2 tRNA genes and 1 rRNA gene are annotated in these 556 nt (G+C 55.2%); all 3 read left to right on the top strand.

Annotated elements, in window-relative coordinates:
- Positions 1 to 72 (top strand): 16S ribosomal RNA (locus EKL30_RS18755); the annotation flags it as partial.
- Between the two features lie 121 nt (positions 73 to 193).
- A tRNA-Ile gene (locus EKL30_RS18750) sits at positions 194 to 270 on the top strand.
- A gap of 18 nt (positions 271 to 288) precedes the next feature.
- Positions 289 to 364: transfer RNA gene (locus tag EKL30_RS18745), tRNA-Ala, on the top strand.
- Positions 365 to 556: the final 192 nt, after the last annotated feature.

Raw genomic sequence — 556 nt, 5'->3', positions numbered from 1 at the left:
GTAGGATTCATGACTGGGGTGAAGTCGTAACAAGGTAGCCGTATCGGAAGGTGCGGCTGGATCACCTCCTTTTAGAGCGAAAGCACACGAAGCGAAAGCGTCCACACTTATTGGCTGTTTGAATAAAGAGTAAGCCACGACAGGGTTACGTTTGGGTCCCAGCGCGCGAGCGCCCCGGGGCCTGGCGCACACTGGGTCAGTAGCTCAGTCGGTTAGAGCACCGTCTTGATAAGGCGGGGGTCGTTGGTTCGATTCCAACTTGACCCACCAGTACGGTTTTACCGGTGCGGGGGATTAGCTCAGCTGGGAGAGCACCTGCTTTGCAAGCAGGGGGTCGTCGGTTCGATCCCGTCATCCTCCACCACACGCGCTCAGGCGCTGCGGGTTGTGAGCCGCTGGTCGTCGTGGTGTCGGCTGTTGAATGGCCTTAAGGGTAACGACGAGCGTCTTGAGAGTTTCTCAGGATGCTCCTCGTTAGGCTTAGTGCTTAATGGTTTTACTCTGTTCTTTAACAATCTGGAAGAAGCACAACGAAGTGTATTTATGGAAAGGGCGC

Origin of the sequence: Candidimonas sp. SYP-B2681 (genome assembly GCF_003971065.1) — a bacterium.
Taxonomy (GTDB): Bacteria; Pseudomonadota; Gammaproteobacteria; order Burkholderiales; family Burkholderiaceae_B; genus Pollutimonas.
Note: the sequence above shows the minus strand (reverse complement) of the source record. Positions and strands in the feature narration are given on the sequence as shown.